This window comes from Streptomyces sp. NPDC048473 (assembly GCF_043200155.1).
Classification (GTDB): domain Bacteria; phylum Actinomycetota; class Actinomycetes; order Streptomycetales; family Streptomycetaceae; genus Streptomyces.
Window position 1 is genome coordinate 579,881 of sequence record NZ_JBICXE010000002.1, and the last position, 23,994, is coordinate 603,874.

General features: G+C 69.7%; 24 protein-coding genes and 1 pseudogene. 15 read left to right on the forward strand and 10 right to left on the reverse strand.

Annotated features, from left to right (window positions below; translation table 11 throughout):
* Positions 1 to 61 precede the first annotated feature (61 nt).
* Complete coding sequence (locus ACGFU7_RS06060; RefSeq protein ID WP_393692715.1) at positions 62 to 2,953, reverse strand: FAD-binding and (Fe-S)-binding domain-containing protein; 2,892 nt, start codon at positions 2,951 to 2,953, stop codon at positions 62 to 64.
* Between the two features lie 276 nt (positions 2,954 to 3,229).
* Between ACGFU7_RS06060 and ACGFU7_RS06065 the strand changes: the two genes are divergently transcribed.
* The 8 genes from ACGFU7_RS06065 to ACGFU7_RS06100 all read left to right on the forward strand — a co-directional run bounded on the left by ACGFU7_RS06065 (position 3,230) and on the right by ACGFU7_RS06100 (position 10,594).
* Positions 3,230 to 4,690 carry a sensor histidine kinase gene (locus ACGFU7_RS06065; protein ID WP_393692717.1) on the forward strand — a complete coding sequence of 487 codons (1,461 nt, stop codon included), beginning with the start codon at positions 3,230 to 3,232 and terminating at the stop codon, positions 4,688 to 4,690.
* Positions 4,687 to 5,133: a roadblock/LC7 domain-containing protein gene (locus tag ACGFU7_RS06070; protein ID WP_393692719.1), complete on the forward strand. Its 447-nt coding sequence runs from the start codon at positions 4,687 to 4,689 to the stop codon at positions 5,131 to 5,133. The genes ACGFU7_RS06065 and ACGFU7_RS06070 overlap by 4 nt, the downstream gene beginning before the upstream one ends.
* Positions 5,130 to 5,492 carry a DUF742 domain-containing protein gene (locus ACGFU7_RS06075; RefSeq protein WP_393692721.1) on the forward strand — a complete coding sequence of 121 codons (363 nt, stop codon included), beginning with the start codon at positions 5,130 to 5,132 and terminating at the stop codon, positions 5,490 to 5,492. The genes ACGFU7_RS06070 and ACGFU7_RS06075 overlap by 4 nt, the downstream gene beginning before the upstream one ends.
* Positions 5,473 to 6,135: an ATP/GTP-binding protein gene (locus ACGFU7_RS06080; protein ID WP_393692723.1), complete on the forward strand. Its 663-nt coding sequence runs from the start codon at positions 5,473 to 5,475 to the stop codon at positions 6,133 to 6,135. Before ACGFU7_RS06075 ends, ACGFU7_RS06080 begins: the two co-directional genes overlap by 20 nt.
* On the forward strand, positions 6,132 to 7,412 hold the full coding sequence (locus ACGFU7_RS06085) for a cytochrome P450 (RefSeq protein ID WP_393692725.1): 1,281 nt from the start codon (positions 6,132 to 6,134) through the stop codon (positions 7,410 to 7,412). The genes ACGFU7_RS06080 and ACGFU7_RS06085 overlap by 4 nt, the downstream gene beginning before the upstream one ends.
* Positions 7,409 to 8,617: a cytochrome P450 gene (locus tag ACGFU7_RS06090; RefSeq protein WP_393692727.1), complete on the forward strand. Its 1,209-nt coding sequence runs from the start codon at positions 7,409 to 7,411 to the stop codon at positions 8,615 to 8,617. The genes ACGFU7_RS06085 and ACGFU7_RS06090 overlap by 4 nt, the downstream gene beginning before the upstream one ends.
* Positions 8,618 to 8,716: 99 nt before the next feature.
* Positions 8,717 to 9,835: a phosphoserine transaminase gene (serC, locus tag ACGFU7_RS06095; protein ID WP_393692729.1), complete on the forward strand. Its 1,119-nt coding sequence runs from the start codon at positions 8,717 to 8,719 to the stop codon at positions 9,833 to 9,835.
* Between the two features lie 147 nt (positions 9,836 to 9,982).
* Positions 9,983 to 10,594, forward strand: coding sequence for a Uma2 family endonuclease (locus ACGFU7_RS06100; protein WP_393692730.1), 612 nt, complete (start codon positions 9,983 to 9,985; stop codon positions 10,592 to 10,594).
* Here the strand turns inward: ACGFU7_RS06100 and ACGFU7_RS06105 are convergent, their stop codons facing one another.
* Positions 10,595 to 11,101: a GNAT family N-acetyltransferase gene (locus tag ACGFU7_RS06105; protein WP_393692732.1), complete on the reverse strand. Its 507-nt coding sequence runs from the start codon at positions 11,099 to 11,101 to the stop codon at positions 10,595 to 10,597.
* 60 nt (positions 11,102 to 11,161) lie between these two features.
* Positions 11,162 to 12,160, reverse strand: coding sequence for a WD40 repeat domain-containing protein (locus ACGFU7_RS06110; protein WP_393692734.1), 999 nt, complete (start codon positions 12,158 to 12,160; stop codon positions 11,162 to 11,164).
* Here ACGFU7_RS06110 and ACGFU7_RS06115 point away from each other — a divergent pair.
* Complete coding sequence (locus ACGFU7_RS06115) at positions 12,159 to 12,905, forward strand: GDSL-type esterase/lipase family protein (RefSeq protein ID WP_393692736.1); 747 nt, start codon at positions 12,159 to 12,161, stop codon at positions 12,903 to 12,905. The two genes, ACGFU7_RS06110 and ACGFU7_RS06115, sit on opposite strands and share 2 nt — an antisense overlap.
* Before the next feature lie 397 nt (positions 12,906 to 13,302).
* Here the strand turns inward: ACGFU7_RS06115 and ACGFU7_RS06120 are convergent, their stop codons facing one another.
* Together ACGFU7_RS06120 and ACGFU7_RS06125 are read right to left on the reverse strand one after the other, a co-directional pair.
* On the reverse strand, positions 13,303 to 13,923 hold the full coding sequence (locus ACGFU7_RS06120) for a helix-turn-helix domain-containing protein (protein ID WP_393692738.1): 621 nt from the start codon (positions 13,921 to 13,923) through the stop codon (positions 13,303 to 13,305).
* Positions 13,924 to 13,958: 35 nt separating this feature from the next.
* On the reverse strand, positions 13,959 to 14,549 hold the full coding sequence (locus ACGFU7_RS06125; RefSeq protein WP_393692904.1) for a TetR/AcrR family transcriptional regulator: 591 nt from the start codon (positions 14,547 to 14,549) through the stop codon (positions 13,959 to 13,961).
* Between the two features lie 451 nt (positions 14,550 to 15,000).
* Here ACGFU7_RS06125 and ACGFU7_RS06130 point away from each other — a divergent pair, with 451 nt between their 5' ends.
* Complete coding sequence (locus tag ACGFU7_RS06130) at positions 15,001 to 15,768, forward strand: class I SAM-dependent methyltransferase (protein ID WP_393692740.1); 768 nt, start codon at positions 15,001 to 15,003, stop codon at positions 15,766 to 15,768.
* Positions 15,769 to 15,977: 209 nt separating this feature from the next.
* Here ACGFU7_RS06130 and ACGFU7_RS06135 read toward each other — a convergent pair whose 3' ends face one another.
* Positions 15,978 to 16,562, reverse strand: a complete 585-nt coding sequence (locus ACGFU7_RS06135) for a cysteine hydrolase family protein (protein ID WP_393692742.1) — start codon at positions 16,560 to 16,562, stop codon at positions 15,978 to 15,980.
* 159 nt (positions 16,563 to 16,721) lie between these two features.
* Here ACGFU7_RS06135 and ACGFU7_RS06140 point away from each other — a divergent pair, with 159 nt between their 5' ends.
* Complete coding sequence (locus tag ACGFU7_RS06140) at positions 16,722 to 17,621, forward strand: immunity 49 family protein (RefSeq protein ID WP_393692744.1); 900 nt, start codon at positions 16,722 to 16,724, stop codon at positions 17,619 to 17,621.
* A 110-nt stretch (positions 17,622 to 17,731) separates the two neighbouring features.
* Complete coding sequence (locus ACGFU7_RS06145; RefSeq protein WP_393692746.1) at positions 17,732 to 18,016, forward strand: nuclear transport factor 2 family protein; 285 nt, start codon at positions 17,732 to 17,734, stop codon at positions 18,014 to 18,016.
* On the opposite strand, the pseudogene ACGFU7_RS06150 reads toward ACGFU7_RS06145, so the two are convergent.
* Positions 17,988 to 18,176: pseudogene (locus ACGFU7_RS06150) on the reverse strand (transposase); the annotation flags it as partial. The gene ACGFU7_RS06145 and the pseudogene ACGFU7_RS06150 sit on opposite strands and share 29 nt — an antisense overlap.
* Positions 18,177 to 18,305: 129 nt before the next feature.
* The gene (locus tag ACGFU7_RS06155; protein WP_393692748.1) at positions 18,306 to 18,974 is read right to left on the reverse strand and encodes an alpha/beta fold hydrolase; all 669 of its coding nucleotides are present in this window, start codon (positions 18,972 to 18,974) and stop codon (positions 18,306 to 18,308) included.
* 250 nt (positions 18,975 to 19,224) lie between these two features.
* Here ACGFU7_RS06155 and ACGFU7_RS06160 point away from each other — a divergent pair, with 250 nt between their 5' ends.
* Positions 19,225 to 19,971 (forward strand): AraC family transcriptional regulator, encoded by a 747-nt coding sequence (locus tag ACGFU7_RS06160; RefSeq protein ID WP_393692750.1) that lies wholly within the window; start codon positions 19,225 to 19,227, stop codon positions 19,969 to 19,971.
* Positions 19,972 to 20,055: 84 nt separating this feature from the next.
* On the opposite strand, the gene ACGFU7_RS06165 is transcribed toward ACGFU7_RS06160, so the two are convergent.
* Complete coding sequence (locus ACGFU7_RS06165) at positions 20,056 to 22,182, reverse strand: serine/threonine-protein kinase (RefSeq protein WP_393692752.1); 2,127 nt, start codon at positions 22,180 to 22,182, stop codon at positions 20,056 to 20,058.
* Positions 22,183 to 22,304: 122 nt separating this feature from the next.
* Positions 22,305 to 22,724 (reverse strand): hypothetical protein, encoded by a 420-nt coding sequence (locus tag ACGFU7_RS06170; protein WP_393692754.1) that lies wholly within the window; start codon positions 22,722 to 22,724, stop codon positions 22,305 to 22,307.
* Between the two features lie 81 nt (positions 22,725 to 22,805).
* Here ACGFU7_RS06170 and ACGFU7_RS06175 point away from each other — a divergent pair, with 81 nt between their 5' ends.
* Both ACGFU7_RS06175 and ACGFU7_RS06180 read left to right on the forward strand, forming a co-directional pair.
* Positions 22,806 to 23,618, forward strand: coding sequence for a helix-turn-helix domain-containing protein (locus ACGFU7_RS06175; protein WP_393692756.1), 813 nt, complete (start codon positions 22,806 to 22,808; stop codon positions 23,616 to 23,618).
* Positions 23,615 to 23,794, forward strand: coding sequence for a DUF397 domain-containing protein (locus tag ACGFU7_RS06180; RefSeq protein WP_393692758.1), 180 nt, complete (start codon positions 23,615 to 23,617; stop codon positions 23,792 to 23,794). The genes ACGFU7_RS06175 and ACGFU7_RS06180 overlap by 4 nt, the downstream gene beginning before the upstream one ends.
* Positions 23,795 to 23,994 lie beyond the last annotated feature (200 nt).

Sequence of the window (23,994 nt, forward strand, 5' to 3'; positions counted from 1 at the left end):
GGCACCCACCACCGTGGGGAGACCTAGGGGGCTGGGTGGTTCGGTGGAGGGGCTGGGGGGCCTAGGGGGCTAGGGGGCTGGGTGGTTCGGTGGAGGGGCTGGGGGGTCCGGCGGGCGGTGGGAGCTCGTTGTTCAGGCCCTCCGCCAGGACCTCCGCCAGATGCCGTGCCCTCACACCGCCCAGCTGCTCCAACTGCGTCCGGCAGGAGAAGCCGTCCGCCAGGAACTCCGTGCCGGGCTCCGCGGCCCGTACCGAGGGCAGCAGGGTTTCCTCCGCGCAGGCCGCCGATACCTCCCAGTGGCCCCGTTCGAAGCCGAAGTTTCCGGCCAGTCCGCAGCAACCGCCGCTCAACTCGCCGGTCAGCCCGGCGCGTTCGCGCAGGCGGCGGTCCGCCGCGTCGCCCAGGACCGCATGCTGGTGGCAGTGGGTCTGGCCGGTGGCCGGGCGGTCCAGGCGGGGTGGTTGCCAGTCGGGGGCGTACTCCTCCAGGTACTGCGCCAATGTGCGGACCGAGGACGCCAGTTGCGCGGCACGCGGGTCGTCGGGGAGGAGCTCGGGCAGGTCCGTGCGGAGCGTCGCGGCGCAGCTCGGTTCGAGGACGACGAGCGGGTCGCCGAGGGAAACGCCCATCCGGTCCAGGGTCCGGCGCATGACCTTGCGGGCCTTGTCGAGCTGGCCCGTGGACACGTACGTGAGGCCGCAGCACACGCCCCGGCCGGGGTACACGGCTGTACGGCCCGCCGCCTCAAGGACCCGGACCGCCGCCTTTGCGACCTCCGGGGACAGGTACGTGGTGAAGGTGTCCGGCCAGACGGTCACCGTCCGGGCCCTCCACTGGTCGCTCGACAGGATCCGCGTCTTCCCGTCCCGGCCCTTGCGCACCCACCGGGTGAACGTCTCCCGCGCCAGTACCGGAAGCGTCCGCTCCGGAGCGATGCCCGCCAGTCGTTTGACCAGGGCCGCCAGCGGGCCCACCCGGGCCAGGGCGTTCAGGGCGGGTGCGAACGGGGCCGCCGCACGCAGCCAGGCCGGCAGCCGTCCCATCGCGTAGTGGGCGGCCGGGCGCAGCCGCCCCCGGTAGTGGTGGTGCAGGAACTCCGCCTTGTACGTGGCCATGTCGACGCCGACCGGGCAGTCGCTGCGGCAGCCCTTGCAGGACAGGCAGAGATCGAGCGCGTCGCGCACCTCCTTCGACCGCCAGCCGTCCGTGATCACCTCGCCCGCGAGCATCTCGTGCAGCAGCCGGGCCCGGCCGCGGGTGGAGTGGGCCTCCTCGCCGGTCGCCCGGAACGACGGGCACATCACGCCCGCGCCCGTCGGCACCGTCGTACGGCACTTGGCGACGCCCACGCATCTGCGTACCGCCGCGGAGAAGTCGCCGCCGTCGTGCGGGTAGCCGAACGCGACGTCCACCGGGCGCTTCGGCAGCACCTCGAAGCGGAGGTTCTCGTCGAGCCGGGCTGCGTGGGTGAGGATGCCGGGGTTCATGCCGCCGTACGGATCCCAGATGTCCTTGAACCGGGAGAAGAGGGCGACCAGTTCGTCTCCGTACATGCGCGGGAGCAGTTCGGCGCGGGCCTGGCCGTCGCCGTGTTCCCCGCTCAGTGATCCGCCGTGCGCGACGACCAGGTCCGCCAGCTCCTCGGAGAAGCGGCGGAAGCGGGCCACGCCCTCGGCGTTCAGCAGGTCGAAGTCGATCCGGACGTGGACGCAGCCGTCGCCGAAGTGCCCGTACGGGGTGCCGCGCAGCCCATGGGCGGCGAGCAGGGCGCGGAAGTCGCGGAGGTACGGGCCGAGGCGGGCGGGCGGTACGGCGCAGTCCTCCCAGCCGGGCCAGGCCTCCGTGCCGTCCGGCATACGGGTCGCGGTGCCGGCGGCGTCCTCGCGGATGCGCCACAGGGCCCGCTGTCCGGCCGGGTCGGTGACGACCGCACCGTCCAGCGCGTCGGCCGCCCGGAGGATGCGCTCGGCGTGCGCCCGCGCCTCGGCGGGGGTGGCGCCGCCCGTCTCGACGAAGAGCCAGGCGCCGCCGCGCGGCAGCCCGGCCGGTTCCCGTACGAGATCGGCGGCCATGCCCTCCACGGTCAGGGGGTGGTACGGGAGCAGGCCGGGGGCGGCTTCGGCTGCCGCGGACTCGTCGGCGTAGGCGAGTACGGCGAGCGCGCGGGCCGCCGGTGCCTCGACCAGTCGTACGGTCGCCTCCGTCACCACACCGAGCGTGCCCTCGCTGCCGCAGAAGGCGCGGGCGAGATCGGTTCCGCGTTCGGGCAGGAGTGCGTCCAGGGCGTATCCGGAGATGCGGCGCGGGAGTTCGGGGAATCCGGTGCGCAGGAGGGCGAGGTGGGTGTCGACCAGTTCGCGCAGACCGGCCGGGGCACTGTCGTCCCACCGGCCCCGGCCGAGGCGCAGGGCGGGCCCGCCGCCGTAGCGGGCCACGGTCAGGGCGTGCACATTGTCGGCCGTGGTGCCCCACGCGACCGAGTGCGCGCCGCAGGAGTTGTTGCCGATCATGCCGCCCAGCGTGCAGCGGCTGTGCGTGGCGGGGTCGGGGCCGAAGGTGAGGCCGTGCGGGGCCGCGGCGGTGCGCAGGTCGTCCAGGACCACGCCGGGCTGGACGAGGGCGGTACGGGATTCGGCGTCCAGCTCGACGATCTTTTGCATATGGCGGGTGAGGTCGAGGACGACACCGGTGCCGGTGGCCTGCCCGGCGATGGAAGTGCCGCCGCCGCGGGGGACCACGGGCACGGCGTGCGCACGGCAGACGGCGAGCGCGGCGGCCACGTCGTCGGCGTCGCGCGGGGTGACGACGCCGAGCGGTACGCGGCGGTAGTTGGAGGCGTCCATCGTCGTCAACGCCCGTGCGGTGGGGCCGAAGTCGACCTCTCCGCGGACCGCGGTACTCAGCGCCTGTGCGAGTGCGGTGCGTTCCGTCGGTTTCTGATGTGCGGCCATGGGCCCAGGATGCCGTTGATCCGGTCACTCGGCAGCCCCGCGCCCGCGCGAGTCCCCCGAACACGTCAATACGTCGGAATACGTCGGACGCGTAGTCACATACGTGACAGAGAACGCCACAAGCGCTTCCCAAATGGAGCGTCAATTCTCATATAGTGACCACGACTTGCCTGGGAATCATCAGCTCCAGTTGTCGCTTTCGCCCCCGCTGTACCGAACTGTCCCGATCAGACCCGCGTTGCCTCCGCCCGCCCTGCCCGCCCCCAAGGACTCCACTTGAGCCCCTCATCCCGGCCGACCGCACTGGCCCTGCTGATCTCACTGGCCGTCACCGGATCCCTGTGCCTGTGGGCGGTCGCCGCTGCCCCCGACTCGGTACGGACCGCGTCGGCCTGGGGGGCGGGCACCGCCGCCGTGCTGCTGTCCGCCGCCGTGGCCGCCACCGTCCATGCCCGCGCCACCGCGAACCGGTTGCGCGCCCGTCTCGCGGCGGAGACCCAGCGGTTCACCGGCGAGATCAGCCGTCTCGTCTCCTCCTCCGCGGCCGAGGGCCAGCGGTTCACCGCCGAGACCGCCCGGATCAAGGCCGCAGCCGAGACCGAGACCGCACGGGTCACCTCGCAGGCCGTCGCCGATTCCGAACGGCTCACCGCCGATTCCGAACGGCTCACCGCCGAGGTCGAACGTCTCACCACCCGCGCGGCCCGCAGCGACACCGAGCGTTCCGCCGCGATCGCCGCCTGCGCCAACGCCGCGGGCCGGATGCAGGCCCTGGCCACCAGCATGCTCGCCGACCTGCGCGAGATGGAGCACCGGCACCCCGCCGAGGACGTGCTGGGCGATCTGCTCCATCTGGACCACCGCACCGCCCAGGCGGGCCGGCTCGCCGACTCCATCGCCGTGCTGACCGGCGCCCGCTCCGGGCGGCGCTGGGCGAAGCCGATCGTGATGGAGTCGATCCTGCGCGGCGCGATGGGCCGGATCAGCGGCTATCAGCGGGTACGTCTCCACTCGACCAGTGATGTCGCGGTCGCCGGCCACGCCGCCGAGGGCGTCATGCACGCACTCGCCGAACTCCTCGACAACGCCGCCAACTTCTCGCCGCCCACGGCAGAGGTCCATGTGTACGTCGAGGAGGTGCCGGCCGGCATCGTCCTGACCGTCGAGGACAGCGGCCTGGTCATGAGCGATGTGCAGCTGCGCCGCGCCGAGCGTGCGGTGTCGGCCACCAACCAGGACCTGACGGGCCTCTCCGGCACCCGGCTCGGCCTCGCCGTCGTCGGCCGGCTGGCCCGTAAGCACGGTCTGACCGTGTCGTTCCGGCCGTCCGCGCGCGGCGGCACGGGCGCCCTGATGATGCTCCCGCAGGAGCTCCTCAGCCGGGCCCCGGTGCCGCTCCCGGAGCCGCCGTCCGAGGCGACGCCCCAGCCGAGGCCCGAGCCGGAGCCCACCCACGAAACGGCGGCCACGACGGCAACGGGAGCCGGCCCCGCCCCCTCGGACTCCCCCGCCTCCGAGACCACCGGCAACCTGCCCCGGTTCGGCGAGAGCGGGCTCCCCAAGCGCTCGCGCGGCCGCACCCTCGCCGCCGCCGAGGCCCGTACCAACGCCAACGGTGCCACCGCAGCTCCCCGGCCCCGTACCTCCGACCCCAAGGAACAGGCAGCCCGCTTCAGCAGCTTCCGCCAGGCTGTTCGGGCCAACTCCCCGCACCCGGAAGAAGGCAACACCCGATGACCGCGACCACCGACGAGAAGCTCAACTGGCTGCTGGAGGGGCTCCTGGAGCGCACCCCGGGCACCCGCCATGCCCTCGTCCTGTCCAGGGACGGCCTCAAGCTGTGCCGTACCCCCGAGCTCTCCGTCGACCAGGCCGACCAGCTGGCCGCGATCTCGGCCGGTATCCAGAGCCTGTCGCACGGCGCGTCCGTCGAGTTCGGTGACGGCACCGGCGGAGTACGGTCCGCGATGGCCGAGTTCTACGGCGGTGTGCTGTTCATCGTCGAGGCGGGCGCGGGCGCCCATCTCGCGGTCGTCGCCTCCGAGGACGCCGACGTCGGCCTCATCGGCCACAACATGAGCGAACTCGTCGAACAGCTCGGCGAGCACCTGAGCACCCCGCCGCGTTCCCCCTCGGCCCCCGAGGCCGCCGCAGTCGTCGACGCGACAGCGAACGTATGACCCGCCCCCGCCCCGGCCGGGACGACGACCCGGACCGGCTGTACACCCTCACCGGTGGCCGCAGCCGGTCCGATTCGGACGCTTTCGACCTGGTGACGCTGGTGGTCTCCGAGTGCGAGCCGGCCCCCGGCATGCAGTCGGAGCACGTCACGATCCTGCGGATGTGCAGGCGGCCCACCGCGGTCGTGGAGATCGCGGCGGGCCTCGGCCTGCCCGTCAGCATCGTCCGGATCATGCTGTCCGATCTGCTGGACACCAGCCGGATCAGCGCCCGTCACCCCCGTACCGCCCGTGTCGCGGACCGGCTCCCCGACCCCGACATCCTGGAACAGGTGCTCGTTGGACTCCGCAACCTCTGACCGTGCCGCCCTGCAGGCGACGGCCGACAACGGACTGAAGATCGTCGTCGTCGGCGGCTTCGGGGTCGGCAAGACCACCATGGTCCGCTCCGTCAGCGAGATCCGTCCGCTGAACACGGAAGAGACCATGACCCGCGCGGGCGAGGCCGTCGACCACCTCGACGGTGTGCATTCGAAGACGTCCACGACCGTCGCCTTCGACTTCGGCCGGATCTCGCTCGACGAACGCTCGGTGCTGTACCTCTTCGGCGCCCCCGGTCAGGAACGGTTCTGGTTCCTGTGGGACCGGCTGTTCTCGGGCACGCTCGGTGCCGTCGTCCTCGTCGACACCCGCAGGCTCTCCGACTCCTGGTACGCGATCGACCGCCTGGAGCACCACGGCACGCCGTTCATCGTGGCGTGCAACGACTTCGGCGGCCCGCTCCACACCGAACAGCAGATACGGGAGGCGCTCGACATCTCGGACGACGTACCCCTGGTGGAGTGCGACGCCCGGGACCGTTCGTCCAGCAAGTACGTACTGATCACGCTGGTCGAGTACCTGCACACCCTGTCGCAGGTCAAGGCTTCCACCAGCACCGCCGATACGCCCGCCGCCCGTCCGGAGACCACGCCGGAGAAGACCCCGGAGCCCACCTCGTGACCCAGCCCCCGGCGCCGCCCACCGGCTGCCCCGTGTCCCAGGGCCGCGCGCCGCTCTCCGGCCCCCGGTTCCAGACCGAACCGACCCGGCTGTACCGGGAGATGCGCCGCGACCACGGGGCCGTGGCACCCGTCGCTCTCGACGGCGACGTCCCCGCCTGGCTCGTGCTCGGCTACCGCGAACTGCACCAGCTCACCGCCGACCCGGTGCTGTTCAGCCGCGACTCCGACCTGTGGAACCAGTGGGACCGCATCCCCGACGACTGGCCGCTGCTGCCGATGATCGGCCGCAAGCAGCCGTCGATCCTCTACACGGTCGGCCCGCGGCACACCGAGCGCGCCGGGATGATCAGCAATGCGCTGGAGGCCGTCGACCCGTTCGCACTGAAGCGGTACGCCGAGGAGTTCGCCGACGGTCTCGTCGACCGGTTCTGCTCCACGGGCAAAACCGAGATCATCGCCGAGTACGCGATGCTGCTCCCCGCTCTCGTACTGGCGAAGATCTACGGCTTCGGCAACGCCGTCGGCGCGGCGCTCGTGGGCTCGATCAACGACATGATCGACGGCCGGGAGCGGGCCCTCGCCGGGCAGCAGCACCTCGCCTCGTCCATGGTCCAGCTGCTGGTCGACAAGCACGCCGCGCCCGGCGACGACGTCGCGACGCGGATGCTCGCCGACACCGGCGGTTTCACCGACGAGGAGATCGCCCAGGACCTGATGGTCATGATGGCCGCGGGCCACCAGCCGACCGCCGACTGGATCGGCAACTCGCTGCGGCTGATGCTCACCGACGACCGGTTCGCCGCTTCCCTCTCGGGCGGCAGGCACAGCGTCGCCGAGGCCATGAACGAGGTGCTCTGGGAGGACACCCCGACGCAGAACATCGCGGGCCGCTGGGCATCGCGCGACACCCATCTCGGCGGGCGCCACATCCAGGCGGGCGACCTGCTGCTGCTGGGCATCGCCGCCGCCAACGCGGACCCGCAGATCCGCACCGACGGTTCCGCGCTGACCGGCGGCAACAACGCGTTCCTCTCCTTCGGCCACGGCGAGCACCGCTGCCCGTTCACGGCCCAGGAGACCGCCGAGGTCATCGCCCGGACCGGCATCGAGGTGCTGCTGGACCGGCTCCCGGACATCGACCTCGCCGTCCCCGCCGAGCAGTTGACCCGCCGCCCGTCCCCGTGGCTGCGGGGCCTGACGGACCTGCCGGTGACCTTCACACCCACCCCCGCCATCGGAAGCACCCTCGGTACTGCCATCGGAGGCCAGAGATGACCCGCATCGCCCTCGACCCCTTCGTCGCCGACCTCGACGACGAGAGCGCCCGGCTGCGGGCGGCGGGCCCGCTCGCCGAGGTGGAACTGCCGGGCGGGGTGCACTGCTACGCGGTCACCCGCCACGCGGAGGCGCGGCAGCTGCTCACCGACAGCCGGATCGTGAAGGACATCAACGTCTGGGGCGCCTGGCAGCGCGGCGAGATACCGATGGACTGGCCGCTGATCGGCCTCGCCAACCCGGGCCGCTCCATGCTCACGGTCGACGGCGCGGACCACCGCCGGCTGCGCAGCCTGGTCGCGCAGGCGCTGACCGTGAAGCGGGTGGAGCGGCTGCGGGCCGGCATCGAGGCGCTGACCACGGCGAGCCTGGACCGGCTGGCCGCGCTGCCCCGGGGCGGGAAGGTCGACCTGAAGGCGGAGTTCGCGTACCCGCTGCCGATGAACGTGATCAGCGAGCTGATGGGCGTGGACAGCGCGGACCACCCGCGGCTGAAGGAACTCTTCGAGAAGTTCTTCTCGACGCAGACGCCGCCGGAGGAGGTTCCGCAGATGATGGCGGACCTCGGCGCGCTCTTCACGAAGATCGTCGACTCCAAGCGGGAGAACCCGGGCGACGACCTCACCAGCGCCCTGATCGCGGCCTCGGAGGACGGCGACCACCTCACCGACGAGGAGATCGTCAACACCCTCCAGCTGATCATCGCGGCCGGTCACGAGACCACGATCAGCCTGGTCGTGAACGCGGTCGTCGCGCTCCAGACCCACCCCGAGCAGCGCAAGCAGGTACTGAACGGGGAGGTGCCGTGGGAGAACGTGATCGAGGAGACCCTGCGCTGGAACACCCCCACTTCGCATGTCCTGATCCGATTCGCCGCTGAGGACGTCGAGGTGGGCGACAGGGTCCTGCCGAAGGGCGAGGCGCTGATCGTCTCGTTCGGTGCGCTGGGCCGCGACGAGGCCCAGCACGGGCCGACGGCCGGTGACTTCGACATCACCCGCTCCCCCAACCGCCACATCGCGTTCGGCCACGGCCCGCACGTCTGCCCGGGTGCGGCGCTCTCCCGGCTGGAGGCGGGGGTGGCGCTGCCCGCGCTGTACGAGCGGTTCCCGGAGCTGGAGCTCGCCGTCCCGGCGTCCGAGCTGCGGAACAAGCCGATCGTCACTCAGAACGACCTGTACGACCTGCCGGTGGAACTGGGCTGACCGGCGCGGCTCCCCGTACGCCGTCCACGGGCCGGAGCGGGCGTCTCATCCGACGGACACGGTCCTCGACCGTGTCCGTGAGGTACTACGCTCCGGTTCGTGGCCGATATCCAGATTCCCGCTGACATCAAGCCCGCCGACGGACGCTTCGGCGCCGGTCCTTCCAAGGTGCGGACGGAGGCGCTCGACGCGCTGGCCGCCACCGGTACGTCTCTTCTCGGTACGTCCCACCGCCAGGCCCCGGTCAAGAACCTGGTCGGCGCGGTGCGTCAGGGCGTGCGCGACCTCTTCTCCCTCCCCGAGGGCTACGAGGTGATCCTGGGCAACGGCGGCTCCACCGCCTTCTGGGACATCGCGACGCACGGTCTGATCGAGACGAAGTCCCAGCACCTCAACTTCGGCGAGTTCTCGTCGAAGTTCGCGAAGGCCGCCAAGCTCGCCCCGTGGCTCGCCGACCCGAGCGTCATCGCCTCCGACCCGGGCACCCACCCGGAGCCGCAGGCCGAGGCGGGCGTCGACGTCTACGCGTTCACGCACAACGAGACGTCGACCGGTGTCGCCATGCCGATCAAGCGCGTCGCGGGCGCCGACGAGGGCTCCCTCGTCGTGGTGGACGCCACCTCCGGCGCCGGCGGTCTGCCGGTCGACATCACCGAGACGGACGTCTACTACTTCGCGCCTCAGAAGTCCTTCGCGTCCGACGGTGGCCTGTGGATCGCCGTGTTCTCCCCGGCGGCCCTGGAGCGCGCCGCGCGCATCCACGCGTCCGGCCGGCACATCCCGGAGTTCTTCTCGCTGCCGACGGCGATCGACAACTCCCTGAAGAACCAGACGTACAACACCCCGGCCCTGGCCACGCTCTTCCTCCTGAACGAGCAGCTGACCTGGATGAACACCCAGGGCGGCCTGGACTTCACCACCGGCCGCACGGCCGCATCGGCGCGGAACCTGTACGGCTGGGCGGAGGAGTCGAAGTACGCGACCCCGTTCGTCACCGACCCGGCGAAGCGCTCGCAGGTCATCGGCACGATCGACTTCGCGGACGAGATCGACGCCTCGGCCGTCGCCAAGGTGCTGCGCGCCAACGGCATCGTCGACACCGAGCCGTACCGCAAGCTGGGCCGCAACCAGCTGCGCGTGGCGATGTTCCCGGCGATCGACCCGTCGGACATCCAGGCGCTGACGGCCTGCATCGACTACGTGATCGAGAAGCTGTAACGAGGACGCACACACGAGAAGGGCCCTGCGCCGGTGCGCGGGGCCCTTCGTCGTTCACTCGACCGGGTGGCGGAATGGCTTCCGGGCATGGGCGGCCGGATCTTCCAACGACGATGGCCTCGCCATCACCCACTCAGGAGGCCCGCAATGTCTGCAGCAGGGGCCGAGCGCCGCCGTGCCGGTGAACCGGAATCGCTGCTCGAAACGGCCAACAGCCTCATGGAGCAGCTCACGGGTTACCGTGTCGAGATCATCGGAGGCGTCATCACCGTGGCCCCACCCCGGGACGGCCCGCACGGCCGAGCGCTGACCAAGATCATGCGCCCCTTCATCGCAGCCGGCCTCGACGACGGTGAGACGGCGGTCATTCAGGGAATCGGCCTGTGGCTCCCCAGCGGCCGCGAGGACTTCGTCATCCCCGACCTGGCGATCCTCGACGCCGATCTCGACGAGCATCTGATCGAGAACAACTGCTACGACCCCGCCGTCTTCCGCCTCGTTCTGGAGGTCACCTCCAGCAACTACAAGAACGACCTGCGCAACAAGGTCGCCGCCTACGCCGAGGCCAAGATCCCGGTGTACGTGATCGTCGACCGCAGGCACGGCCGGGTGCACGTCCTGACCGAACCCATGGGCGGCGGTTACGACAGTCACGAGGTGTACGCCCCGGGGCAGACGGTCACGCTGCCCGATTCGATCGGCGCCCCGGTGACACTCGACGTCGCCGAGCTCATCCGGGCCGGCCGCCCCCGGACCTGATCACCCGGCCCGCTGCCAGCGCCGTTCGCCGTCGCACCATTCCTCCGTCGCCACCAGCCCCGCCGCGGCGGCCACGGCGGCGGAGGCGCCATGGTCCGGATGGATATGGGCGACGACGGTACGCACCACCTCCGCCCCCAGCAGATGGGCCACCAGCCCCACCGCGGCCTCTTTCGCGTACCCGCGCCCCTGCCACTTCGCCCCGACCACCCAGGCGATCTCCGCCTCCGCATCCCGCGCGTTCACCGTCGCCTGTACGTAGCCGGCCAGGCAGCCCTCGTCCCGTACCCGCAGCACCCAGTTCCACCAGCCCACGCCGGGGTCCGGCGAACCGGCGGTCTGGCGTTCGTAGCGGGCCCGCAGCTCGTCGGCGGTCTCCGGGGCGCCTCCGGTGTACGTGTGCAGGGCCGGGTCGTCCAGCACCGCCGCCATCTCGTCCGCGTACGCGACCCGCAGCGGCAGTACGTCCAGCCGGGCAGTGGCAAAGGGGCCGGGTCCAGGAATCATTCGGTTCTCCATAGGTGCCCGACCCTACGTACGCGCCACAGCGGGCACCAGGCCGGACCGTCAGCGCCCCTTCCGGCGCCGCCCCATGAAGACCAGGAAGCCGATCCCCGCGAGCACCAGGACACCGGTCAGGGTCGTGCCCTTCACATCCCCGGTGCCCCCGCCCCCCGCTCCGGCGGACGCCGCCGACGAGTCGCCGCCCCGGGACGGCGACTTCCCGTCGCCTCCGCCTCCGCTTCCGCTCACGTCCACCCGCACCACATCGCTCTGCGCCCCCTCCGAGCCGAACATCAGCGCCGAGCCGTCCGCCGTGTACGTCACCGACTCGGCCTGCCGCTGGAGCGGTGCCTGGACCGCGTGGTCGGCGCCGAGCCTGCCGTCCTCGAAGGCGTAGCCACGGGCGCTGAAGTACGAGCGCAGCACCAGCTCCTTGCCGTCCGGCGAGAACGCCCCGTCCGTCACCCACGGCACCTCCCCCACCCGCCGGAAGACATTGGTCGCGCCGGTGGTGAGCTTCGCGGGGCCTTCGTACAGTCCGCCGCCGTCCTCGTTCTTCGACGCGATGTAGACGCGTCCGGTCGTGGGGTGGACCATCAGCGCCTCAGCGTTGCGCGGGCCGTCCGCGTACTTCACATCGAACTGTGTGGCGCGGACCGTCGCGTCCTTGAGCTGCTTCGGCTCCGGGAAGCGGTAGATCCAGACGTGGTCCCAGCTGCCGTTCAGGTTGTCGCCGATGTCACCGACGTACAGATTGCCGTCGGGCCCGATCGAGATGGCCTCCACATCGCGTGGCCGCCCCACCCCCTGCATGGTGATGGTCGCGACGGTCTTCCCGGTCCGGGAGTCGACGGCGTAGATGTACGGCCCGTCGTCGCTGTCGTTGTGCGTCCAGTAGATGCCGGGGTGGGCGCGGCTGGCGGCGAGGCCGCTGGACTCGGTGATCCGGGGGTCCTCGATCGTGAAGCTCCGATCGGCTCCGTCTCCGGACGCCACGGCGGGAGCCGCCCCGGCGAGGAGGAGCAGCGCGGCGGCTCCGGACACAGTCAGGTACGAACGCATGACACAAGTGTCCATCGTCACGTCGCAGGTCGGCGGAGTGATCCGCGATGATGACGCCATGCGTTTCACGTTTGTCGGCGATTCCATGACGATCGGCCGCGCCGGCGACTTCACCTGGCGCTACCGGATGTGGCAGCACCTCGATTCCGCCTTCGGCGCCCCGTTCGCGATCGTCGGCCCGCGCAGCGAGCTGTATGACACCGGGACGAACACGCCTGTCTCGTACGAGTACGGTGCACCGGACTTCCCCGTCGGGGCCCGCACCCATCTGGCCGGCTGGGGCGAGGGCTGGCTCCACATGGCCCCGGTGATCGCCGGCACGGTCACCGAGCACCGCACGGACATCCTGCTCGTCTCGCTCGGCCTGATAGACCTCGGGTTCTATACGGACAGCGGTCAGACCGCCCTGAACGCAAGGGCGTTCATCGCGGCGGCCCGCACCGCGAACCCGCACGTCAAGATGGTGCTCCTGCCCGTGATACCGAACATACGGGCCGAGTCGGACACCCCGTTCGCCGCCGAGTGCGACCGTTTCAACGAGCTCCTGGCGAAGGCCGTCGCCGACCTCGACGACCCGATGTCCCCGGTCCTGCTGGCCTCCCGCCCGCCGGGGTACGACATCCACACGGACACGTACGACGGGACGCACCCCGGCCCCACCGGCGAACACAAGCTGGCGGCCGCGTTCGCCGACGCGATGCACCAGGCGTGGGGCCTGGGCGGCCCGTACGCAGCCCACCCGTAGCCGGCCGCGAATGAGCCGGAGGAAACCAATGGACCCCTGACATGGACCGCGCACGGCCGAAGAGCGCGTAGAGGGACAGGAGTTGGCGCGCCGGACTCTTGAGGCGTACACGGGCCCGGCGGCGGGCGACGAAGACGTCCATGAACTGGCCGTCACCCACAACTTCCTGGTGGCGTGGCCGGTACGGCACGCGATGGCCGCACCGGAATGGCACCGGCTCGGACTGAACCACGGCAATGCGTCGCCGGCGGTCATCCGTTACAGCCCGGACCACCCGGTGTCGGTCCTGGTCTGCAACGACATGCGGCCCCTGCCCGACGAGCTGTGCTGGACGGGCTTCCCGCCGGGCCTGTGCCCCCGACCCCTGACCCCTGCCCCTCACCGCGTTCACGGCGCCTCACCGCCCCGTAGGCCGGGCCCTCACATGCATCCGCTCCCCCTGCTCCCCGAACAGGCTGAGGAATTCGACCGGACCGGGCCCGGCACTGGCCCACGCATGCGGCGTACGCGTGTCGAATTCGGCGACCTCGCCGGCCGTGAGCACCAGATCGTGCTCGCCCAGCACCAGCCGCAGCCGCCCCGCCAGTACGTACACCCACTCGTACCCCTCGTGCACCCGTTGCTCCAGCGGCCCCGTCGCCCCGCGGCCGCCGGGCAGGATCTGCTTGTACGCGTGCAGCCCGCCGAGGTGCCGGGTGAGCGGCACGAAGGTCATGCCGTCCCGGGTGAAAGGGCGGAAGTGGATGCGTGGATCGCCGGTGGCGGGGGCGCCGACGAGTTCGTCCAACTGCACCCCGTACGCCTTGGCCAGTGGCAGCAGCAGTTCGAGCGTGGGTTTGCGGCCGCCCGACTCCAGGCGCGAGAGGGTGCTGAGGGAGATCCCGGTCGTCTCACTGAGCTGCGCCAGGGTTGTGCCGCGTTCCTGGCGCAGGACGCGCAGCCGCGGCCCGACGCCGGTCAGGACGGTCGAGATCTCGTCGTCGTCCGCACGTTTTCCGCGCTCTCCGTCTTCTTCCATCCCGCCATTATTTGCCGTCCCGGCAACGGGGTGTGTCAGGACGGCAGGATCATGGCCAGTGAGAGCCGGGTCAGCTCATCGGTAAGCCACTCGGCGTTGACCTGGCGGGGCCTGCGGCCGTGGTGGGCCATGAGTTCGTCCACCGAGTGGTTCAGCACCGTGACGGTCACGGTGTGGTCGCTCGGCACCGCCTCGCCCCGTCGCACGGCACGCTCGGCCTCGGACGTCAGGAAATCGATCCACATCGCCCGCCATGTCGCGAGGTGCCTGTCCACCTCCCGGCTCACGCCCAGCACCTCGACGAACGCCACCCGGGCCGCGCAGGGGTCCTCGGTGACCGCCTTCACATAGGCGTCGAAGAGCAGCCGGACCCGTACCGCCGTCGGGCAGTCCTCCATGCCCTCGGCCATCAGGGCGTTCTCGGCGGCGCGCAGCCCGTAGGTCGCCACCTCGTCGTAGATGGCCATCAGGAGCACCTCCCGCGAGACGAACTCCTGTTGGAAGACGTGGACGGGCACCTTCGCCTGGGCGCACAGAGCCTCGACGCTCGTGTGCGCGTACCCGTACGCGGCGAACAACTGGCGCCCGGCCCGCAGGAGTCGGTCCCGCGCCCCCGGGCCCTCCATGGCCTGCCCGACCGACCCGTTCCGCCGGTTCGCCACGACACCCACCATCGGTCCTCCTTCGACGTCCGTACCGCTGCCCCCACTCTCCACGCTCCGCCCCGCCGGTGGGGTGTCCGCCACGCGCTCGGGCACGCGCAGGGCGGCACGGCAGTCAAGTCCGATTGTCCATCGAATCGTTGCTGCTACCGGGATCACTCGCAGTGCTCCCAACCCGACGCACACCCAGAGCGCGGGAGGCCACGAAAGAAACAGGCCTCGGCGGATCCGAAACAACCTCCTTCACGCCTTTGCGCAGGCATATGCACCCCCAAAGAGACCATGCACGAGGGGGGATGCCACCCCACTCATGCCGGGTCGCCAGGCATCCCCCGACGGCCTCCGCCGAGGGGTGCCGAACTGGGCTCCGGCACCGAGCGGATCCACGATTCCCCTCCGGGAAAGGGGATCCGCATTGGACCGGAACATACGCACGGTGGACGACGTACTCAGGCTTCTGGACGGCCTGTTCACCCGGGAGGCCGACCGGTGGACGGCCGACGGGGCCTCCTGGTGGGACAGCTTCTACGCGGACCGGACGAAGCCCGTCCCGTTCTTCGTGGCGAAGCCCGACGAGACCCTCGTCTCGTACGTGGACCGCGGCCTGATCGCCCCGGGCCGCGCCCTGGACCTCGGCTGCGGCCCGGGCCGCAACGCCCTCCACCTCGCCTCCCTGGGCTTCGAGGTCGACGCGGTGGACCTGTCCCAGGCGGCCATCACATGGGCCGAGGACCGCGCCCGCGAGGCGGGGGCCGACGTCCGATTCCACTGCGGTGACGCGTTCACCCTCGCGACGACCGAGCTGACCGGCCCGTACGACCTGATCTACGACTCCGGCTGCTTCCACCACCTGCCGCCCCACCGCCGCATCAGCTACCTCGCCCTGCTGGACCGCTGCCTCGCACCTGGCGGCCACCTCGCCCTCACCTGCTTCGCAGCCGGCGAGACGGGCATGGGCTCCGACCTCCCCGACGCCTCCTTCTACGACCGGGCCGGCCTGCAAGGCGGCCTCGCCTACACGCCGGAGTCGTTGCGCTGGATCTTCTCCGACCTGACGGAGATCGAGCTCCGGCGCACGTACGACGAACCGCCGAAGTCCCCGCGCTTCGGTGAGCCGTTCCTCTGGACGGCCCTGTTCCGCCGGAACGCGCAGCCCCCGGCAAGAGATCAGCTCAATCGGTGACGGAGCCCACGAAAAGCAGACCGGCCGCGTATACGCAGACCGGCGCCACCGCCCACCGCGGGGGGCGTGACATCCATCCGATCACGCCTCGGGTCATTCCGGCCCTGGATGTCCTCCCGTGAAGAACGTGACACCCCGATACCCAAGTGACACGTTCCGACAGCGCCACTGTGCGGCCCTCGGCGGCGCCGTCCGCATACCCGGGAGCTTCAATGCGACCGCAAGGGCGGGGACGTGAACATGACGTCCGCGGCACGAGCGGTGACTTCGAGCTCGCTGCCGAGGGCCCATTCGGCGACCCGCGAGACCGTGGCGGCCGGGATGCGGTCGCTGATTCCGGGGGCCGCCGGAATGTCCTGCGTCGCGTGGGCGTCGTGCGGCATGACGACCCGATACCCCAGTGCCAGGGCTGTGCGGGCCGTCGCCTGGACACACATCTCGGACATCACACCGCAGATGGCGAGCGCCTGTATCCGCGATTCGGTCAAGAGGCCGCCCAGCGAAGTCCCGTCGAACCCGTCGTCCTTGGTCTTGCGGATCACGACCTCGGTGGGGCCGGCCTCGACGGGATGGTGGAGTTCCCAGCCAGGTGTGTGGGGCTCGTCGCCCGCTCCGGCCGGCCCGTCGTTCTGAATGTGGACGACGAGCGCCCCGCTCCTTCGTGCCCGTGCGATCAGGTCCGCCGTCCGGTCCAGGAGCCGTGCCGTCTCGGGAACTGCCCTGTCACCGGAGACGGCGGCCTTCTGAACGTCCACAACGAGCAGGGCCTCTACGGGGTTCGCGCGATCGCTCATGGCCGCCATCATGACCGTCGGCACCGCGCACCTCCACATGATTTCGGACCGGCACCGACGCCCCGAAATCCGACCCGCGGCCCCGGCCTCTCTCAAGATCACATGCCGAGGCGCGGTCCTGTGGGCAGCGCTCCCGCAGGCTCAGATCGCGCTGGGGTCATGCTCGAACACTTCGAGATCAGCCAGAGGAGAGAACCAGTGGTCGCGAGCATTCCCCGCCATGAATACCCCACGGATGGCGCTGCTGAGGATGGGGAACTGCTTCATACGGCAGCACTTCAAGCGATCGACGACCTGGAGGGAGACTCGAAGGTCATTGACCAAGCGCTCCTTCTGGCGCTCACCGAGGCGGAATGCCGGTCCGTACTGGATCCAGTGGCCGGGAACGCTCCGACGTGGCGGGCTTGGGTTGCGTCCATGCAGATTGGTTCCGCGATGTTCGCCGTCGCGACCGCCACCGACGGTGGCGTCGCGGCGCGCATTGCGGGCAAGGTCAGGTCTCTGACACCTTCAGGTCCGCTGCGCAGCGCAAATGCCGGAAACTGGATCAAGGCGTTCTGGCTCTCCGTCATCTGCCGCGAGCAGGACCGCATGACGGAACTGTGCAATGTTCCGATATCGGTGCTGCGTGGATCCGGGGCGGAATACGACGAGTACATCTATGCCTGGATCGACGCCCTGCAGAGCTACTGGCTCAATCGCGGCAACGTGGGTGAAAAAATGGTGGCCGCGGTCGACGGCACTGCCCCGGAATCGGTAGAGATCGCCAGTCGTGAGCTGATGCTCAAAATTCTCTGTCCGCCGCTCGACCTGTTCCATCGGTATCTGCGTCAGGACCATGAGCAGTTCAACGCGGCGCTCGTCGACGCCGTGCAGTGGCACAAGGAGTACTGGACCGCAGACGCGGACCGCGCTTCGAGCAGCGAGGGGCTGGTGGCGCTCGGACCGTTGGCGATGGCCTGCCTGGCCTACGATGCGGGCTTCCCCATCGAGATCGAGTCCGATTACCTGCCCAAGGCCCTCCTGGAGTCCGCCTGGGTTGGCGAGATCGACACCTGATCCCGCGCCCGGACAAGTGCGGGTTCAGGACGCGTCACCATGCGGCACAACTACATCGGCACCGAGCACGTGGCCATCACCCCGGCCGGGGCAGGCGGGTGCCGGATGTTGTGGACTTCCTCGTGCAGAACACGCACCCGGGCATGATCCGGCTTGACGGCGACACCGCGTCCGCCCGTGCGTATATGTCAGAGGTCGGGCGTGGCCGCGACGGCCGCGGAGGGCTGAACTACGCCATCTACCACGACCGTTACCAGCGCACCGGCGACGGCTGGAAGTTCGCCGAGCGCGTCTACGAGGTCCGACACGAAGACACCTCGCCGCTGGCCGGCTCGCCGCCCCACCCGGCTGAGGATTCGTGGCTCTTCACAGTTGAGGGTGTAGTTGCGGTCTGAACCCGCCGGCTTCGAGCAGGCTCCTGGCGATGTAGTTGGTGAGGTTGCGGAACCCGAGGGCGGAGCCGCGCAGGTGCTCGAGTCGGCCGTTGATGGCCTCGGTCGGTCCGTTGGACGTGCCGGGCCGGTCGAAGTAGGCCAGTACGTCGGCGGCGCGCTTGTCGGAGTAAGTGGCCCCCGGGGACGCTGTGACCCCAGACGACGGCATGAATGATTGGAGGCCGGATGAACTGGACTTGTGCGGCCCTCAACGGCAGGCCTGTCGTCCGTGCGTCGATGCATCCGCGGTTCATTCGCCGAGCAGTAGTGCAGCGACCGCCTCCGGGGCCTCATGCATTGCGTCGTGTCCGGTGGGGAGGTCGTGGACCTGCCAGTCGGGATCGGCTTGGAGTCGGGTGCGGAGTTCAGCGAACGGCGTCCGGTCTTCCCATCCCGAGCAGTAGACGAACTCCCGACGGGGGACCTGGGCGAGCGCGCCTGTGAGCCGGATCGTTTGCAAGAACGAGGCGAGGGGATGGGAACGGCGGCGGGGATCGCCGCCGTCCGGCGGTCGGACGGCGTAGCCGGTGGCCGCAGCGCCGGCAGCGAACACTTCCCGGAAGTGCTCGTTCGTTGACGACCAGCACGACTCGCCATCGCGCGGTACGTAGGCGTCGAGATGCACCAGTCGTGAGATCCGGCCGTCAGCGCGGTCGGCGGCGGCGGCGATCACCATCCCGGCGTAGCTGTGGCCGACCAGCGTCGCGCTGGTGATGTGGTTGCGATCGAGGTGCCGCAATACGTCGTCGGCGTGCGTGTCGAGGTTGGCGGTCGCGACCGTCGCGTTGTCGTCGTCCGGCCGCAGACCGGTCAGGGTCAGGGCGTGAACGGCATGACCGGCACGCTCCAGCAACGGAACCACCGCCTCAAACGACCAGGAGCCCTTCCAAGCGCCGGGCACAAGGACGAACGTCGCCATGGGATTCTCCTTCTCTCAAGCCGCGGCATCGAGGCACGCTGCCCCGATGACATGTGGTGCGGTCGGGCGCTCTGCGCGACTGAAGACCACTGGGCATGGAGGCAGTCTCACCAGATCGAGGTGTGGCTTGCTACCGCTAAGATGCCAACTGATGCCTGTTCGCCGCCAACCTCGCCAAATCGCCGGTGTGACGTCACATATGTGGCCGTCCGGCGGGCGCCACCTGTGGCCATCCGGCGAAAAAAGCGCCGTGCAGTCGCACGCACGAGGGCACCTGGTATACGCAGCCAGCGGCGTCCTGGCAGTTCACACCGAGCGCGGCACGTCGATCGTTCCCGCCAACCGGGTCGCCTGGACCCCCACCGGGTTCACGCACTATCACCGCGCCCACGGCGACACCGATATGCGGATCGTCTTTCTCGCGCCATCCCTCGCCCGGCTCATGCCAGACCATCCCGCCGTGTTCCTGGCCTCCGGCCTCGCCCGCGAGGTCCTGCTCGCCCTGACCGGCCCCCGCAACTACGACGACGCCGCGCCTGACTACAGCCGCTCCGCGCGCTCCCGCCTCCTTCGAGTCCTCGTCGATGAACTCCGCGAAGCACCCGAACAGCCACTGCACCTGCCCGAACCACGGGACGACCGACTGCAAGCCATCGCCCGGATGCTGCACGAGACGCCGGCGGACAACGCCACACTGGCCGAACTCGGGAAGACGATCGGAGCCAGCACCCGCACCCTCAGCCGACTGTTCCGCAACGAACTCGGCATGACCTTCTATGAGTGGCGCACGCAGCTACGCATCTACCACGCGCTCGTGCTCCTCGCCGACGGCCACGACACCATCCAAACCGCCTACGCCTGCGGATGGGCCAACCCCAGCAGCTTCATCGCAGCGTTCACCAACATCATCGGAACGACCCCGGGCCGCTACCGAACCAGTCGCCGGACCACCGCCCACGCATCTCACCTCCCGACAGTGGTCAAGTCCTCGGGGTGATTCGTACTCGCATCCGGGCCGGCCCAGGCTGCGGGCCGCAGGCGGCTCTCGCACCACCTCATGACGATCCTGACGCCTGACGGGTCACCCGGATTTCGGGCATTCGGTCAGGTCCGGCTTGTTCGGTGCGCCCGCCTTGTCCATCAAGGGGTAGAGGTGTTCCTTGTAGAGCCTCTCCCACTGCCCGTCCGTCATGATCTTGCGCAGAGCGGAACACACCTCCGCCTTCAGCCCCTTCGCCTCGGGCTTCATCGCCACGCCATAGCCCTCCGCCCCCGGACCGCTCGGGAGCCGCTTGAGCTGGGTCGGGTTGTTCTTGACGAATCCGGCGACAATGACGTCGTCCGTGCTCACCGCGTACACATCCGAGGCCGGACTCAGCAGGCGCTGCACACACCCCTCGTAGCCGTTCGGCCGCGATTTCGTCATGTTGAACTTCTCCTCGGCGAGCCAGTCCACGTACGTCGACCCCCTGGCGGTGCACACCTCGAGGTTGTCGCGGATCAGGTCGCTGGAGTCCTCGACCTTGTGCAACTTCGTTTTCGTGCTCACCAGAAAGCTCCGGTTGGCCACGTAGTACGGACCGGCGAAGGCGACGCTGTACTCCGGCGGCTTCGCGTGCTTCCGCTTGTCCGTGATGCTGTAGGTGGCAATGACCAGATCCACCGCCCCGCTCTCCAGAAGACTGCTCCGGTTCTCGGTGCTCACCGGCTTGAATTCGACCTCATCGCGGCCGTAGCCCATGTCTTCCGCGATCGTGTAGGCCATATCGATCTCGTAGCCCCGGTACGGCTTCTTCCCCGGCTTCTCGCCCAGACCCGGCTGATCGGCTTTGACGCCGATCTTCAGAGTCTTGTGCGTCTCCCTGTACTTCTCCGCTTCGGCACCCTTGCCCGGTCCGGCGTTCGCGTTCGTCTCGTCGCCTCGCTGGAACCGGTCCACGGCATACCAGCCGAGACCGGCCAGCAGCGCGACGCACAGCGCCGCGGCCGAGACCTTCTGCCGGCCCCTGCCTCGTCCCTTCGGCGCCGGGACGACAGCCGACGGCGGTACGGACGGCGGTGCAGACGATGGCGCAGACGGTGGCGCTGAGGGCTGTGCGGGCTGTACGGGGTGCGCAGGTGGTGCGGATACGGGGTCCGGCGGGCGGACCGAGGCGGAGTTCTGCGACGGTGCGTCCGGTGTCTGGGACTCCTGGACGATCGCCCGGAGCATCTCCTCCGCCTCCGCCGCGCTCAGGCGTTGCTGAGGATCCTTGCGCAGCAGCTCCTCCACGACCGGGACCAGCGGCCCGGCGTACCTCATGCGCGGCAGGGGCGACTCGCACACAGAGATCAGGAACTCCACCGGCGACAGCCCGTCGAAGGGGGTCCTGCCCTCGACCATCTCGTACAGCGTGATGCCCAGCGCCCACAGGTCGGACGCGGGCGTCGCAGCCCGCGACTGGCCGGACAAACGGTCGAACAGCTCGGGCGCCAGATACTTCATCGTCCCGACCAGCTCTCCGGACCGGGTGACCGGTACGGCGCCGTCGAAGGTGGCGATCCCGAAGTCCGTCAGAATCGCGAACTCATTCGGGCGGAACAGCACATTGTGCGGCTTCACATCGCGGTGGACGACCCCCGCGTCATGCACGGCCCGCAGCCCGCGCAGAACCTGAAGGCCGATCCGCGCCGTCCGCCGCACCGTGAGCTGCTGCTCCGCACGCAACAGATCCGCCAGCGAATGGGCGTCGAGCAGCTCCATCACGATCCAGACCTGGCTGTCGGTCTCGACCCTGTCGTGCACCGCCACCACGTTCTGGTGCTTGATCCTGGCGATGGCCTCGGCCTCGCGCCGCGCCCGCTTCATCAACTGCGCCTGCGTGGCCGCTCCCATGGCGCCCCGGTCGAGCAGGCCCTTCACGGCGACCTTGCGGTTGAGGCGGGTGTCCAGGGCCTCCCAGACCTCGCCCATCCCGCCGTGTCCGATCCGGCGCAGAAGCTGATAGCGGGAGTCGATCACTGCGGGCGGCTCAGAGGCCGCTTCTCCTCGCACGGCATCCGGGACGTCGGGCGCAGACGATCCCGCCACTGTGGGCGGCAGCGACTGAGCCCCCTCGGTCGAGTCGCCCTGGAGGTGGTCGCCCACCCAGCCACCGTCGGACGCGCTGGGTGAACCCTTGTCCCACCTGTCGTCCGAATCACGGCCGGCCGTACCATCGCTGCGCATGCGACCCCCTGTGCACTACATGGAGGCAACAGACTAGACGTTCAGTCACATATGCACTGGCCAGCGGTACTTGCTATTCAGCCGTATCCCGGGCGCCCTCCCGGTCTTTCCGAACAGGCCGTTCACCGAACGCCGTTCCGAGTCTTCAGCACCAATTCGTGCAGCAGGTCGCCGTCGACGAACGGAGCCCCGGCCGTGGGCAGTGAGCGCCAGTCGAGCGGCCAGGTCAGTCCGTGCAGCGCGGGCACCCCGACGAACGCCGCGTTCTGCCCGTAGCACCCCATCATCTGCGCCCCCGACGGCCACCGGTGTGCGCGGGCGCTTTGCGGTGGCAACAGGAAGTACATGCTGCGCTCCCCGATCCCCGACCGCACGATCGGGCCCGCCTGGAAGTCCGTGAACTGCATGATTTCGTAAGCGACTTGCTCGCCGAGTACGCCGGGGATCCGTACCGCGTCGAAGTGAATGCCGACGTGCCGCAGGGCGTGCCCGGACGCCGGGACCCACGACGGCACCGGGGTGAGTGAACTTTTCCGTTCCATGCGGAAAGCGTCCCGGCCAACACCTACCGTGACCAGGGACACAGGACGTCTGTGCACTGTTGTGTTCGCAGGGGAGAGATTGTGCACTCCAGTGGTCGTGGCAGCAGCAACGCCGAAATGTTCGGCAAAATGCTGCGTTTCTTCCGTGAACGGGCCGGGCTCTCGCAGGAGGCCCTCGGCTTGAAGATCGGCTATTCCAAGTCACAGGTGGCGATGGTCGAACGGGGGCAACGGCCTCCCAAGGACGAATTCATCGCGGAGGTGGACTGCGCGTTGGGTGCACAAGGTGCACTGACGGCCGCAGGCGAGGGGGTGACGTTCGGCTATCTGGCGTCCTGGTTCGAGCCGTTCGCCAAGGAAGAGATCACCGCATCCGCCAGGCACGAATACGGCAATCACGTCGTGCCCGGAATCTTGCAGACGGAGGACTACGCCCGCACTGTATTGAGCAGCGGCTACCCACCCGTCGACGACGATGAGGTCGAGGGGCGAGTCGCGGCCCGCTTGGCACGCCAGAGGCTCCTGTCCCGAAAGCCCGTGCCGGACATCGGCTTTGTCCTGGAACTCGCCGCTCTTACCCGCCCCATCGGGGGTCCTCGGGTGCACAAGGAGCAGCTCAACCACATCCTGGAGGTCGGGAAGCTGCGACATGTGCAGATGCAGGTGATGTCACCACATCGGCAGACTCACGCCGGTCTCAGTGGCCCGTTCGTTCTGCTGGAGACCAAGGTACGGCGCCAACTTGCCTACCTCGAAGTGCAGGGCCACAACTTCCTCGTCAGCGAGCAACCGGCACTGGGAAACCTGTTCGGAAAATATGGCATTCTGCGGGCGCAGGCTCTCAGCCCCGAAGAGTCCAGAGACGTGATTGAACAGGTGGCGAAAGACGTATGATCACCGGCCTCAACTGGGTCAAGAGCAGCTACAGCGGCGACGACAGCGGCAACTGCGTTGAGGTCGCCACGTGCCCCGAGACCGTGCACGTCCGTGACTCCAAGGACCTCGCCATCCCCGCCCTCGCCCTCTCCCCCGCCGCCTGGGCCGACTTCCTCACGCACGCCGCGCAGTAAGGCGGCATCCCAGGCTGTCGTACCCGCTCCGTAGGGTGGCGGCATGTCCAACGAGTCGCCCCTGATCCAGAGCATGCGGACCGCTGTCGCCGCGCCCGCCGACGTACCGCTGCGCCTGGACCTCGCCGAGCTGTTGCTCGGTGAGGGGCTGGGCGAGGCCGCCGTCGCCGAGGCAGCCGTGGCGTTGCAGCACGCGCCCG